General features: G+C 57.4%; 9 protein-coding genes. 7 read left to right on the forward strand and 2 right to left on the reverse strand.

Going from position 1 to position 12284, the window contains the following annotated elements; all coding sequences use genetic code 11:
* The first annotated feature begins 137 nt into the window (after nucleotides 1-137).
* The 7 genes from tig (at nucleotide 138) to ACEN8Q_RS02015 (ending at nucleotide 9709) form a co-directional block, all read left to right on the forward strand.
* Entirely contained in the window at nucleotides 138-1448 is a 1311-nt protein-coding gene (gene tig, locus ACEN8Q_RS01985; RefSeq protein WP_413704412.1) for a trigger factor, read from the forward strand.
* Between the two features lie 93 nt (nucleotides 1449-1541).
* Nucleotides 1542-2177: an ATP-dependent Clp endopeptidase proteolytic subunit ClpP gene (gene clpP, locus ACEN8Q_RS01990; protein ID WP_008019823.1), complete on the forward strand. Its 636-nt coding sequence runs from the start codon at nucleotides 1542-1544 to the stop codon at nucleotides 2175-2177.
* 111 nt (nucleotides 2178-2288) lie between these two features.
* Complete coding sequence (gene clpX, locus ACEN8Q_RS01995) at nucleotides 2289-3572, forward strand: ATP-dependent Clp protease ATP-binding subunit ClpX (protein ID WP_008019824.1); 1284 nt, start codon at nucleotides 2289-2291, stop codon at nucleotides 3570-3572.
* A 161-nt stretch (nucleotides 3573-3733) separates the two neighbouring features.
* Nucleotides 3734-6130 carry an endopeptidase La gene (lon, locus tag ACEN8Q_RS02000; protein WP_413427021.1) on the forward strand — a complete coding sequence of 799 codons (2397 nt, stop codon included), beginning with the start codon at nucleotides 3734-3736 and terminating at the stop codon, nucleotides 6128-6130.
* A 149-nt stretch (nucleotides 6131-6279) separates the two neighbouring features.
* Complete coding sequence (locus tag ACEN8Q_RS02005) at nucleotides 6280-6552, forward strand: HU family DNA-binding protein (protein WP_002552737.1); 273 nt, start codon at nucleotides 6280-6282, stop codon at nucleotides 6550-6552.
* Between the two features lie 233 nt (nucleotides 6553-6785).
* On the forward strand, nucleotides 6786-8657 hold the full coding sequence (locus ACEN8Q_RS02010) for a SurA N-terminal domain-containing protein (RefSeq protein WP_413704413.1): 1872 nt from the start codon (nucleotides 6786-6788) through the stop codon (nucleotides 8655-8657).
* 203 nt (nucleotides 8658-8860) lie between these two features.
* On the forward strand, nucleotides 8861-9709 hold the full coding sequence (locus tag ACEN8Q_RS02015; protein WP_413427017.1) for a DUF2242 domain-containing protein: 849 nt from the start codon (nucleotides 8861-8863) through the stop codon (nucleotides 9707-9709).
* Nucleotides 9710-10052: 343 nt separating this feature from the next.
* On the opposite strand, the gene ACEN8Q_RS02020 is transcribed toward ACEN8Q_RS02015, so the two are convergent.
* Both ACEN8Q_RS02020 and ACEN8Q_RS02025 read right to left on the reverse strand, forming a co-directional pair.
* Nucleotides 10053-11093 (reverse strand): AraC family transcriptional regulator, encoded by a 1041-nt coding sequence (locus ACEN8Q_RS02020; RefSeq protein ID WP_413427015.1) that lies wholly within the window; start codon nucleotides 11091-11093, stop codon nucleotides 10053-10055.
* 3 nt (nucleotides 11094-11096) lie between these two features.
* Nucleotides 11097-12227, reverse strand: a complete 1131-nt coding sequence (locus tag ACEN8Q_RS02025; protein WP_413427013.1) for a nitrilase-related carbon-nitrogen hydrolase — start codon at nucleotides 12225-12227, stop codon at nucleotides 11097-11099.
* Nucleotides 12228-12284: the final 57 nt, after the last annotated feature.

Genomic DNA, 12284 nt, shown 5'->3' on the forward strand with positions numbered 1-12284 from the left:
TTCGCACCTATAAATTGCCTGCTGCTTTTTTACCCGTTTTCAGTAGGGTGACTTCTTGAGTTTGACCCACTAGAATGCATGCCCTTGATTCTGGGGTCGGAAACGGCCGGCTAACGTCTGTGCAACGAGGAATATCCATGCAAGTTTCTGTTGAAAATACTACTGCTCTTGAGCGCCGCATGAGCGTCACCGTGCCGGCTGAGCGCATCGAGAGCCAGGTCAACAAGCGTCTGCAGCAGACCGCCCAAAAGGCCAAGATTGCTGGCTTCCGTCCAGGCAAGGTGCCAATGAGCGAAATCAAGCGCCGTTTCGGTGCCGATGCTCGTCAGGAAGCCGTAGGCGACGTGATCCAGTCTTCCTTCTACGAAGCTGTGGTTGAGCAGAAGCTGAACCCGGCTGGTCAGCCTTCGATCGAGCCAAAGTCCCTGGAAGCTGGCAAGGACCTGGAATACGTAGCTGTATTCGAAGTGTTCCCTGAGTTCACCGTTGCCGGTTTCGAAGGTATCACCGTCGAGCGCCTGAGCGCTGACGTGGCTGATGCCGATCTGGACAAGATGCTGGAAATCCTGCGCAAGCAGAACACCCGTTTCGAAGTGGCCGATCGTGCTGCCCAGAACGAAGACCAGCTGAACATCGATTTCGTCGGCAAGGTCGACGGTGAAGTGTTCGCTGGCGGTTCCGCCAAGGGTACTCAGCTGGTTCTGGGTTCCGGTCGCATGATCCCTGGCTTCGAAGACGGTCTGGTTGGTGCTAAAGCTGGTGAAGAGCGCGTTCTGAACCTGACCTTCCCAGAGGACTATCAGAATCTGGACCTGGCTGGCAAAACCGCCGAGTTCACCGTGACTGTAAACTCCGTTTCCGAGCCAAAACTGCCAGAACTGACCGAAGAGTTCTTCGCTCAATTCGGCATCAAGGAAACCGGTCTGGAAGGTTTCCGTACCGAAGTTCGCAAGAACATGGAGCGTGAACTGCGTCAGGCGATCAAATCCAAGGTCAAGAATCAGGTAATGGACGGTCTGCTGGCCACCAACCCGATTGAAGTGCCAAAGGCTCTGCTGTCCAACGAAGTTGACCGTCTGCGCGTGCAGGCTGTTCAGCAGTTCGGCGGCAACATCAAGCCAGACCAACTGCCGGCCGAGCTGTTCGAAGAGCAAGCCAAGCGTCGCGTAGTGCTGGGCCTGATCGTGGCAGAAGTGGTCAAGCAATTCGACCTCAAGCCAGATGAAGCCCGCGTTCGCGAGATGATTCAGGAAATGGCTTCGGCCTACCAGGAGCCTGAGCAAGTTGTGTCCTGGTACTACAAAAACGACCAGCAACTGAACGAAGTTCGTTCGGTTGTGCTGGAAGAGCAAGTTGTGGATACTGTTCTGCAGAAAGCTAGCGTGACCGACAAATCGGTCTCTTACGAAGAAGCGGTCAAGCCGGTAGAAGCTCCACAAGCCGACTGATCACTTTTGCGGTAAGAAGCAAACACCATAAGCCAGCCTTCGTGCTGGCTTATGCGTATTCAAGACATAACTATTTGGGAGTGACTGCAGAGCATGTTCCGTAATTCGTATATTCAGCAGAACTCTGATATCCAGGCCGCAGGCGGCCTGGTCCCGATGGTTGTCGAGCAGTCCGCTCGTGGCGAGCGCGCCTACGACATCTACTCGCGCCTCCTCAAGGAGCGAGTGATCTTTCTGGTTGGCCCGGTAGAGGACTACATGGCCAACCTGATCTGTGCGCAACTGCTGTTCCTTGAAGCGGAAAACCCGGACAAGGACATCCATCTCTATATCAACTCCCCGGGCGGTTCGGTGACGGCGGGCATGTCGATCTACGACACCATGCAGTTCATCAAACCCAACGTGTCGACCACCTGCATCGGTCAGGCGTGCAGCATGGGCGCGTTTCTGCTGACGGCCGGTGCCCCTGGCAAGCGTTACTGCTTGCCGAACTCGCGTGTGATGATTCACCAGCCGCTGGGCGGTTTCCAGGGCCAGGCGTCGGATATCGAAATCCATGCCAAGGAAATCCTGTTTATCCGCGAGCGTCTCAACACGCTGATGGCCAAGCATAGCGGGCGCACCCTTGAAGAAATCGAGCGCGATACCAACCGCGATAATTTCATGAGTGCAGATGCTGCACGTGAGTACGGCTTGATCGACGAAGTGATCAGCCAGCGCCCTGTTTAAAATAAGCAGCTCAAAACAGGCTTGGTCGGCGGGTCCGACACCAGCGGGCTTGAAAAAGCCCGCAATAGCCTTCATCTTGTGTTGCAAGCCTATCGGATTTGGATCGAACGAATGACTGACACCCGCAACGGCGAGGACAACGGCAAGCTGCTCTATTGCTCCTTCTGTGGCAAAAGCCAGCATGAAGTACGCAAATTGATTGCCGGCCCCTCGGTCTTTATCTGCGACGAGTGCGTCGACCTGTGCAATGACATCATCCGCGAGGAGGTGCAGGAAGCACAGGCCGAAAGCAGCGCGCATAAATTGCCTTCGCCTAAAGAAATCAGCGGCATCCTCGATCAGTATGTGATTGGTCAGGAGCGAGCGAAAAAGGTTCTGGCCGTAGCGGTGTACAACCACTACAAACGCCTGAATCAGCGTGACAAAAAGAATGACGACGTCGAACTCGGCAAGAGCAACATCCTGCTGATCGGCCCGACAGGCTCGGGTAAAACCCTGCTTGCCGAAACACTGGCCCGCTTGCTGAACGTTCCGTTCACCATCGCTGACGCAACCACTCTCACCGAGGCGGGTTACGTGGGTGAAGATGTCGAGAACATCATTCAGAAGCTGCTGCAGAAATGCGATTACGACGTAGAAAAAGCCCAGATGGGCATTGTCTACATCGATGAAATCGACAAGATTTCGCGCAAGTCTGACAACCCGTCGATCACCCGGGACGTTTCCGGTGAAGGCGTGCAGCAGGCCCTGCTCAAGTTGATCGAAGGCACGGTCGCTTCGGTTCCGCCTCAAGGTGGTCGCAAGCATCCGCAGCAGGAATTCCTGCAGGTCGACACCCGTAACATCCTGTTCATCTGCGGCGGTGCATTTTCCGGTCTGGAAAAGGTTATTCAAAACCGTTCCACCAAGGGCGGCATCGGTTTCAGTGCCGAAGTGCGCAGCAAGGAAGAGGGCAAGAAAGTCGGTGAATCCCTGCGTGAAGTCGAGCCTGACGATCTGGTCAAGTTCGGTCTGATCCCGGAATTCGTCGGTCGTCTGCCGGTACTTGCCACGCTGGACGAGCTTGACGAGGCTGCGTTGATGCAGATCCTCACCGAGCCGAAAAATGCCCTGACCAAGCAGTATGCCAAGCTGTTCGAGATGGAAGGCGTTGATCTGGAGTTCCGTTCCGACGCTCTGAAATCGGTCGCCAAGCGTGCCCTGGAGCGTAAAACCGGTGCCCGTGGCCTGCGTTCGATTCTCGAAGGTGTATTGCTCGACACTATGTATGAAATCCCCTCGCAATCCGAGGTGAGCAAAGTAGTGATCGATGAAAGCGTGATAGAAGGCAAGTCCAAGCCACTGTATATCTATGAAAACAGTGAGCCGACCGCCAAGGCCGCGCCAGACGCTTAAGCGTCACGCAGCTCGAATAAAGAAGGGGCCTTCGGGCCCCTTTGCTTTTTGCGGGTTTTAACACTGTCTTTGTGCTTGTTTTTTTTCAAGGCAGCCCCCATCTTGGTTTCAAGCTTACTTCCATCTGTTTACGGCCTTATGGCCGCCGTAGAGGCGAAATCATGAAGACAACCATCGAATTGCCTCTCCTGCCATTGCGTGATGTCGTGGTTTATCCGCACATGGTTATCCCGCTGTTCGTGGGGCGCGAGAAATCCATCGAAGCCCTCGAGGCTGCGATGACGGGTGACAAGCAGATTCTTCTGCTGGCCCAGAGAAACCCGGCTGACGACGATCCCGGTGAAGATGCCCTGTATCGCGTAGGTACAATTGCTACCGTTCTGCAGCTGCTGAAGCTGCCTGACGGCACGGTCAAGGTTCTGGTCGAAGGTGAGCAGCGGGGCGCCGTTGAGCGCTTCAGCGAAGTAGACGGCCACTGCCGTGCCGAAATCTCCCTGATCGACGAAGTCGACGCGCCAGAGCGCGAGTCGGAAGTGTTCGTGCGCAGCCTGTTGTCGCAGTTCGAGCAATATGTGCAGTTGGGCAAAAAAGTCCCGGCTGAAGTCCTGTCGTCGCTCAACAGCATCGACGAGCCGGGCCGCCTGGTGGACACCATGGCCGCGCACATGGCCCTGAAGATCGAGCAGAAGCAGGAAATCCTCGAAATCATCGATTTGTCGGCCCGTGTCGAGCACGTTCTGGCGTTGCTGGATGCCGAGATCGATCTGCTGCAAGTCGAGAAACGCATTCGCGGCCGCGTCAAAAAACAAATGGAGCGCAGTCAGCGCGAGTACTACCTGAATGAGCAAATGAAGGCCATTCAGAAAGAGCTCGGCGACAGCGACGAAGGTCACAACGAAGTCGAAGAGCTGAAAAAGCGTATCGATGCCGCCGGCCTGCCGAAAGACGCGCTGGCCAAGGCGACGGCCGAGCTGAACAAGCTCAAGCAGATGTCGCCAATGTCCGCGGAAGCGACCGTGGTGCGTTCGTACATCGACTGGCTGGTGCAAGTGCCGTGGAAGGCCCAGAGCAAGGTGCGCCTGGACCTGGCGCGCGCCGAAGACATTCTGGATGCCGACCACTATGGCCTGGAAGAGGTCAAGGAGCGCATCCTCGAATACCTCGCCGTGCAAAAGCGCGTGAAGAAAATTCGTGGTCCGGTGCTGTGCCTGGTCGGTCCTCCAGGGGTGGGTAAAACGTCCCTGGCGGAGTCGATCGCTCACGCCACCAACCGCAAATTCGTACGCATGGCCCTCGGTGGCGTGCGGGACGAAGCGGAAATTCGTGGTCATCGCCGTACTTACATCGGTTCGATGCCAGGAAGATTGATTCAAAAGATGACAAAAGTGGGTGTCCGCAATCCGCTGTTCCTGCTCGATGAAATCGACAAGATGGGCAGCGACATGCGTGGCGATCCGGCATCGGCGTTGCTGGAAGTGCTCGATCCAGAGCAGAACCACAACTTCAACGATCACTATCTGGAAGTCGATTACGACCTGTCCGATGTGATGTTCCTGTGCACCTCGAACTCGATGAACATCCCGCCGGCGTTGCTGGACCGGATGGAAGTGATCCGTCTGCCGGGCTACACCGAAGACGAGAAGATCAACATCGCCGTCAAATACCTTTCGCCAAAGCAGATTGCTGCCAACGGCCTGAAGAAAGGCGAGCTGGAGTTTGACGCAGAAGCGATCCGCGACATTATTCGCTACTACACCCGTGAAGCCGGTGTGCGTGGGCTTGAGCGTCAGATTGCCAAGGTTTGCCGCAAGGCCGTCAAGGAGCATGCGCTGGAAAAACGCTTCTCGGTGAAGGTTACCGCAGACACGCTGGAGCATTTCCTGGGCGTGCGCAAATTCCGCTACGGCCTGGCCGAGCAGCAGGATCAGATCGGCCAGGTGACCGGGCTGGCGTGGACTCAGGTGGGTGGCGAACTGCTGACCATTGAAGCCGCCGTGGTGCCGGGCAAGGGCCAGTTGATCAAGACCGGTTCCCTGGGTGATGTGATGGTCGAGTCGATCACCGCTGCGTTGACCGTTGTTCGCAGCCGGGCGAAAAGCCTGGGCATTCCCCTGGACTTCCACGAGAAGCGCGACACGCACATCCATATGCCGGAGGGGGCGACTCCCAAGGACGGTCCTAGCGCCGGTGTGGGCATGTGTACGGCCCTGGTGTCGGCATTGACCGGCATTCCGGTACGCGCGGATGTCGCCATGACCGGCGAAATCACTTTGCGTGGCCAGGTACTGGCGATTGGCGGTTTGAAAGAAAAACTGCTGGCTGCCCATCGTGGCGGAATCAAGACCGTGATCATTCCTGAAGAGAATGTGCGCGATCTCAAAGAGATTCCGGACAATATCAAGCAGGATCTACAGATTAAACCGGTTAAATGGATTGACGAGGTCCTGCAAATTGCGCTGCAATACGCGCCGGAGCCCTTGCCGGATGTGGCTCCGGAGATAGTCGCGAAGGATGAGAAACGCGACGCAGATTCTAAGGAAAGAATTAGCACGCATTAGTACGTATTTGCCTGGGGGGCTTTCTTGACAGCTTTTTAGAGCCCTTGTTATAAAGCGGCTCTTAAGTGTCTGTAGGCCATTCAGCACTCGTTTTTGCTTTCACCAAAAAAACTTAGAATCATACTCAAATAGATATAAGGGGACTTAGAGTGAACAAGTCGGAACTGATTGATGCTATCGCTGCATCCGCTGATATCCCGAAAGCTGCTGCTGGCCGTGCGCTGGACGCTGTAATCGAATCCGTCACTGGCGCTCTCAAGGCTGGCGACTCTGTTGTTCTGGTTGGCTTCGGTACTTTCTCCGTAACTGATCGTCCAGCTCGCATTGGTCGTAACCCACAGACCGGTAAGACGCTGGAAATCGCAGCAGCCAAAAAACCAGGTTTCAAAGCCGGTAAAGCACTGAAAGAAGCTGTCAACTAAGTTCGATTCAGGTTTTTACCCATCCGGGTCGGGGTCATGCCTGACTTGGCAGCGGAGCGGCAGTCCTGACTGCAGGTCGCCGGTTCAAGATACCGAGGGTCGCCCGTTCGAGCCCTCGATCCGCTCCGCCAGTTACGAGAAGGCGCATCCTCGGATGCGCCTTTCTTCTATCCGGATTCTACCCACGCTCCACGGTTGCCTAATTTTGAAGTTCAACCGTTTCTGGGGGACGCATGCTGCAGAATATCAGGGACAATTCACAAGGCTGGATTGCCAAGACTATTATCGGGGTCATCGTTGTTCTGATGGCCTTGACCGGTTTCGATGCCATTTTCAAGGCCACGTCGCACAGCAATGATGCGGCCAAGGTCAACGGCGATGAAATCAGCCAGAACGAACTGAGCCAGGCGGTCGATATGCAACGCCGCCAGCTCATGCAACAGCTGGGCAAGGATTTCGATGCTTCCTTGCTGGATGAAAAAATGTTGCGCGAATCGGCTCTCAAGGGCCTGATCGATCGCAAGCTGCTGCTGCAAGGCGCAGAAAAATCGAAGTTCGCCTTTTCCGAAGCGGCGCTTGATCAGGTCATCCTGCAAACACCAGAGTTTCAGGTTGATGGCAAGTTCAGCTCCGAGCGTTTCGACCAGGTGATTCGCCAACTCGGCTACGGCCGTATGCAATTCCGCCAGATGCTGGCTCAGGAAATGCTGATCGGCCAGCTGCGTGCCGGCCTGGCAGGTAGCGGTTTCGTGACCGATGCACAGGTGCTGGCGTTTGCTCGTCTGGAAAAACAGACCCGCGACTTCGCCTCGCTGAACATCAAGGCCGACCCGGCGGCTGTGAAGCTGACCGACGAAGAGGTCAAGGCCTATTACGACGAACATGCCAAGGAATTCATGACGCCGGACCAGGTGGTCATCGATTACCTCGAGCTGAAGAAGGCTTCCTTCTTCGATCAGGTCAGCGTCAAGGACGAAGACCTGCAAGCGGCCTATCAGAAAGAAATCGCGAACCTGTCCGAGCAACGCCGGGCTGCGCACATTCTGATTGAAGTGAATGACAAGACCACCGAGGCGCAAGCCAAGGCGAAGATCGAAGAGGTTCAGGCCCGTCTGGCCAAGGGCGAGAAATTCGAGGCGCTGGCCAAGGAGTTCTCCCAGGATCCGGGTTCGGCGAACAACGGCGGTGACCTGGGTTATGCAGGTCCCGGCGTCTACGACCCGGCGTTCGAAAAGGCCCTGTATTCGTTGGCCAAGGACCAGGTCTCGGGGCCGGTTCGCACCGACTTCGGTTTCCACCTGATCAAGCTGTTGGGTGTGGAAGCCCCGGAAGTGCCAACGTTCGCCAGCCTGAAAGACAAGCTGACCCGTGGTCTGAAAACCCAGCAGGTCGAGCAGCGTTTCGTTGAGGCAAGCAAGCAACTGGAAGACGCCTCGTTCGAAGCGTCCGATCTGGCGCAGCCGGCGCAGGACCTGAAGCTGACCGTCCAGACTTCCAAGCCGTTCGGCCGTGAAGGCGGTGAGGGTATTGCGGCCAACCGTGCCGTGATCACTGCCGCGTTCAGCCCGGAAGTCCTGGATGAGGGGGCGAACAGCACTGCTATCGAGCTCGATCCGGAAACCGTGGTCGTGTTGCGTGCCAAGGAGCACTTGAAGCCTTCGCAATTGCCGCTGGAAAGCGTCTCTGCCGCGATCCGTGTGCAATTGGCCAAGGAGCACGCCAGCGCCGATGCCAAGACCAGGGCTGAAGCCCTGATTGCCAGCCTGCGCGATGGCAAGACCCCGCTGAATCAGGCGGTCGACGGTCAGGCCTGGAAAGTCACTGAAGCGGCGACTCGCGCTCAGGAAGGGGTCGACCCTGCTGTGCTGCAAGCGCTCTTCCGCATGGCGAAGCCTGCGACCAAGGACAAGCCGACCTTCACCAGCGTGACGCTGGCGGATGGCAGCCTGATGATCGTGCGTCTCAATGGCGTGAACGAAGCGGCGGCGCCGACCGAAGAAGAGAAAGCACAGTATCGTCGCTACCTTGCTTCGCGCATCGGCCAGCAAGACTTTGCGGCTTATCGCAAGCAGCTGGAAAGCCAGGCGGACATCAAGCGTTACTGATGCCTGAACAGGTTTAGCGCTGTACAGGAGACCCCGGCCGAAAGGCCGGGGTCTTTTTGTTTGGCCGTACGTCACTTGCCGCGGTGACTTTTGCGCAAAACCGGGGTCAATCAGCCTGTAACCGTTTTAAGACACAATCGATGCTCCGCTAAGCATCGATCTGTTGCACAATATGCCCCGAACCGTTTTCCTCAGGATGTTCAATGTTTAAATCACTTCCCATGCGGATTGTCGGGCTGGCAGCCATGCTTGCCGCTGCGGCCGGTTGTTCATCGAACAAAGGCGCCATCTACGAGCATGAGAACTTCGACGATTCCGGCACCTTTTCCCGAAACTATCCGGTCACCGATACCCAGAGCTGTGAAGCCGCCCGTCGTGCCTTGCTCAGCCAGGGCTACATCATCACCAGCAACGATCCGAAGCTGGTCAGCGGTCACAAGAGCTTCCAGCAGACCGGCGAGAACCACATGGAGATCAGCTTCAGTGTGGTGTGTGCCGATGATGGCAGCGAAGGGCATCACGCGACCGTATTCGCCAACGCCCTGCAGGATCGTTATGCGCTGAAGAAAACCAACAACTCCGCCAGTCTTGGTGTGGGTGTGTTGGGCTCGGTGTCGATGCCGATCGGCTCCTCCGATGACTCGATGGTCAAGGTCGCCAGCGAAACCGTATCGTCTGCCAAGTTCTACGAGCGTTTCTTCGCATTGGTCGAACTGTTCCTGCCGCCGGAAGCGAAAAAGGCTGCGCACATCACCGAAAAACCGAAAACAGACCTGGGCATGCCTGAAGCCAAGGCCGCACCGGCACCGCTCGCGCCTGCCCCGGCAGCCGCACCCGCTACGGAGCCTGCTGCAGTTGCTCCTGGACCGGCACCCGTTGAAGCAACGCCAGCGGCCTCCGAGCCGGTTGCACCGCCTCCTGAAGCGGCGCCAATCACACCGGCCAGTGTAGAGCCGGCACTGGCCCCGCAAATCGTCACGCCACCGGCGAACCCGAGCGACTTGCCACCGCCGAGCGAGCCCATTCCGGCGATGCCTGTCTCCGGCCAATGATGGTGGCACCACAGGATCGGGTCAGATGAACCGATCCTGTGGCCGCCTCAATGATTGACCCGCATCAAGCAAGTCCGATGTTCTGCGGGCTCCCGCGAAAAAACCAATGATAAATTCCTGACCAGCTGCTACGTTTTATTCAGTAGCGACAGAGTGTCGTGTCCGCGTCATTTTTCTTTCACGCAGGCACTTTATGCTCAAGGAATGGGTCATTTATTCAGACGTTTTTCAATACGGGTCGGGGGATTCAAAAATGGACGATTATCAAGAAGAGCTGCTCGAGTACCAGGCTTTCGAACTGGACCCACTGGAACCGGCGGAAGACGCTACCGAGTTGTAGGCGTCAGGCGGATTGGCGATGGCTGCGGCGAAATTCGCCGGGGGTCTGCCCGTTCCAGCGTTTGAATGCGCGTTGAAACGCTTCGGCTGAGGAAAAGCCCAGCAGGTAGGCGATTTCACCGAACGCCAGTTCGGTGTCGCGTATGTAGGTCATGGCCAGGTCGCGACGGGTTTCATTGAGGATTGCGCGAAATTGCGTGCCTTCCTCGGCAAGTTTGCGGCGCAAGGTCCATGTAGGCAGATTCAGGCGTGTCGCCACTTCTTCCAGGTCGGGCTCCCGGCCACCATTGAGCAACGGTCCCAGCAGCGCGATGATGCGTTCACGCAGGCTGCGGGTACGTGTCAATTGTTCCAGCTCGCGCTCGCACAGTTGCAGCAAATGCCGCCAGGTGCTCGGGCAATGCTCGGGGTTGCGCTGGGCGAGACTTGCCAGGCTCAGGCGCAGTTGATTGCGTTCGCCGCCAAACTGAATCGGACAGTCACCCAAAACGTCATAGGCCGCGCGGTAAACGGGTTCCTCGAATTCGATCTCGATACGTTCGGCGCGCAGCGGGGCGGGGCTGACGCTGGATAATTGCTGCAACCAGCCGGCGATGATCGAATCCACCACGAAGCGGTTGTAGGCGTTATAGGGGCTGATCGAATAGAAACGCAGCCATGCACCCTGGGCGTCTTCGTGAAAGCTTGATTGACCCCGATAATTGGAACCATACAAGGCTTCGAATCGAATCAGGCAGCGGGCGGCTTCACGTACTGTCGGCGCCTGGGCTGCGGTGACTCCTGCGAGGCCGATCTGGCTCAGGCGACTGAGTTGACCCATGCGCAAGCCAAGGGCCGGGTTGTCGGTCAGTTGAATGGCGCTGTGGCCCAGGCGCATGTAGCGAGGTATCGACAGCCGGGCACCGGCTTCGCTCAGACGCGCTGTATCGAGGCCGTATTGATCGAGCAATGGCTGCGGATCGACGCCATGACTGCGCACGGCATCGGCCAGGCTATGAACAAAGCCCACCGACAGATCGCCGAGGCGCATCGGCGGCGTTTTCATGGCTTACAACCAGAGGTTCAGCAAACGCGCACCATGGGCGTTGCCGTCGGCAAAGTGCTGGCCGTTACTGCTGAGGAAGCTGTGGCCGGCGCTGCCCTGATCCCAGAACTGGCCCCGCAGGAACACACTGATGCCGGCGACAGCCTGACTGGCCGGTATCTGGGTCGTGAGGGTCAGGCGCTGCCAGGCCTGGCCTTCACTGACTTCTCCAGGCTTCAGGTTGACCGATGCAGGCGCAGGCGATCCCCTGTAGCCGCGCCACGGCTGGTCCCAGGTGCCACGGCCGGCGACAAAGGCCGGTACCGCAACCAGCTGTACGCTTTGGTCGTTGAGCTTGAGGTAGTTTTCCGGGTACCAGCTGTCGCGGCCGATCAATACGCCCAGCCTTCCTGCGGGGGTATCAACGACGTTGAGCGAGTGCTCGCCATTCGCCTTGATCCCGTTCTGTCCTGCGAAAAACGGGTGCATCTGGCGCTGTGGCTGGCCGATCGGCAGGCCTTCGTTGTTGAACACTACACTGCTGTTGTACAGCGCGCCGCGGCCGATTTTCAAGGTGCCGTCGATGATGCTCGGTTCGGGCAGCACAATGGAGCCCGCTACCAGCGTCACGTGGAATTCCCTGGCCAGCCCTCCGAACAATGCCTGGTAGTCCCTGGCCATCGCCTTGGCTTTCATGCGCAGGTGGGCATCGTCCAGACGGTTGCCACCCTCGGCACTGATCAACGCCTTGGCGAACTTGAGGGGATTGCTCACCGCCAGCCAGTTCATGGCCTCCTTGAGGGTGCTGGCCTGATACAACTCATCCTTCTCGCCGCTGACCATCAGCCAGGTACCGATATGTTCCGGCAACACGACGACAGTCTTGCCGTTCAACAAACCCTGGTCCCGGGCTGCCTGCAGATAGGCTGCGAGCTTGCGGTGCAAACGCTCGGGACTTTGATAATCGGTAGGAAACAGTTCGGGCTGAATGCCCAACAGATTGCCACGGTCCGCAGGCGTACCCCGGTCGACAGCCAGGTTGATCCGCAGGTCCGAAAGGTAATGACCCACCGGCCGGTCAGCGGCCCACATCGCGTAGGACGTGAGGGCAGCGAGCAACGCCATGGAGAATGTCAGGTACAAGAATTTGCGCATGGGGAAACAGTTTACAGCCTGGAGCCGGGCTTGGCTTTTCATTAGGGGCTGGATCGA

This window comes from Pseudomonas sp. Pseusp16, from assembly GCF_047324915.1.
Lineage (GTDB): Bacteria > Pseudomonadota > Gammaproteobacteria > Pseudomonadales > Pseudomonadaceae > Aquipseudomonas > Aquipseudomonas fluorescens_CD.

What these genes read in the sequence shown, in the direction of transcription:
- ACEN8Q_RS02020 (WP_413427015.1), bottom strand. Translation starts at nt 11,093, where the DNA reads ATGAAAACGCCGCCGATGCGCCTCGGCGATCTGTCGGTGGGCTTTGTT.
- clpP (WP_008019823.1), top strand. Translation starts at nt 1,542, where the DNA reads ATGTTCCGTAATTCGTATATTCAGCAGAACTCTGATATCCAGGCCGCA.
- tig (WP_413704412.1), top strand. Translation starts at nt 138, where the DNA reads ATGCAAGTTTCTGTTGAAAATACTACTGCTCTTGAGCGCCGCATGAGC.
- ACEN8Q_RS02010 (WP_413704413.1), top strand. Translation starts at nt 6,786, where the DNA reads ATGCTGCAGAATATCAGGGACAATTCACAAGGCTGGATTGCCAAGACT.
- clpX (WP_008019824.1), top strand. Translation starts at nt 2,289, where the DNA reads ATGACTGACACCCGCAACGGCGAGGACAACGGCAAGCTGCTCTATTGC.
- ACEN8Q_RS02025 (WP_413427013.1), bottom strand. Translation starts at nt 12,227, where the DNA reads ATGCGCAAATTCTTGTACCTGACATTCTCCATGGCGTTGCTCGCTGCC.
- lon (WP_413427021.1), top strand. Translation starts at nt 3,734, where the DNA reads ATGAAGACAACCATCGAATTGCCTCTCCTGCCATTGCGTGATGTCGTG.
- ACEN8Q_RS02015 (WP_413427017.1), top strand. Translation starts at nt 8,861, where the DNA reads ATGTTTAAATCACTTCCCATGCGGATTGTCGGGCTGGCAGCCATGCTT.